General features: G+C 75.2%; 1 protein-coding gene. It reads left to right on the forward strand.

The features are described from left to right. A partial coding sequence (locus Vgi01_RS27895) for a hypothetical protein (protein WP_204293047.1) occupies positions 1 to 1172 on the forward strand: 1172 nt, incomplete at its 5' end. Positions 1173 to 1264 lie beyond the last annotated feature (92 nt).

A 1264-nucleotide genomic window follows, 5' to 3' on the forward strand; every position in this document is an offset into this window, starting at 1 on the left:
CGGTCGCCACCACGGAAGCCACCAGAGCGCTCACCATCACGGGAGCCGCCCTCGCGACGGTCGCCGCCACGGAACCCGCCCTCACGACGGTCACCGCCACGGAACCCGCCCTCACGAGAACCGCCGGGACGGTCACCGCTGTCGCGGCGGAACCCGCCCTCACGACGATCGCCGCCCTCACGGAACCCGCCCTCACGACGGTCACCGCCGCGGAAGCCGCCCTCACGGGAACCGCCGGGACGGTCACCGCCCTCGCGGCGGAACCCGCCCTCACGACGGTCGCCGCCCTCGCGGAAGCCGCCCTCGCGACGGTCGCCGCCACGGAAACCACCGCCGGGACGGTCACCGCTGTCACGGCGGAACCCGCCCTCACGGCGATCACCGCCGCGGAAGCCACCCTCACGGCGGTCGCCGCCCTGGAAGCCACCGGAGCGCTCGCCGCCCTCGCGGCGGAACCCGCCTTCACGACGGTCGCCGCCCTCACGGAAGCCGCCCTCGCGACGGTCGCCGCCACGGAAACCACCGCCGGGACGGTCACCGCTGTCACGGCGGAACCCGCCCTCGCGACGGTCGCCGCCGTCGCGGAAGCCGCCGGAACGTTCCCTGTTGTCGGGGCGGAAACCACCCTCGCGGCGGTCGCCACCGCGGAAGCCACCAGAGCGCTCACCATCACGGGAGCCGCCCTCACGGCGGTCGCCGCCACGGAAACCACCGCCGGGACGGTCACCGCTGTCGCGGCGGAACCCGCCCTCGCGACGATCGCCGCCGCGGAAGCCACCCTCACGGCGGTCGCCGCCCTGGAAGCCACCGGAGCGATCGCCGCCCTCGCGGCGGAACCCGCCCTCGCGACGGTCGCCGCCCTCGCGACGGTCGCCGCCCTCGCGACGGTCGCCGCCACGGAAACCACCGCCGGGACGGTCACCGCTGTCACGGCGGAACCCGCCTTCACGGCGATCGCCGCCCTCGCGGAAACCGCCCTCGCGGCGGTCGCCGTCACGGCGGAAACCGCCGGAACGGGAACGGTCAGCCCCGTCACCGCGTCCCTCACGGGAACCACGGTCCCGGTCGCGATCGTCGCGGTACGACGGGCGGTCGTCCCGGCGGAAGCCGCGGTCACGGCCCTCGGGCCGGCCCTCCTGGCTCCGGGGACGGTCTCCGCCCTGAGCTCCTGAACTCACAGGTACATCCTTCCTCAGTGCGCCATTCCATGGCGCAACGCAGTCGAGGGCCGACCCGATTCCGGGTGGCCCTCGACTGTGACGTG

Source organism: Micromonospora gifhornensis, from assembly GCF_016863515.1.
In the GTDB taxonomy this organism is placed as follows: domain Bacteria; phylum Actinomycetota; class Actinomycetes; order Mycobacteriales; family Micromonosporaceae; genus Micromonospora; species Micromonospora gifhornensis.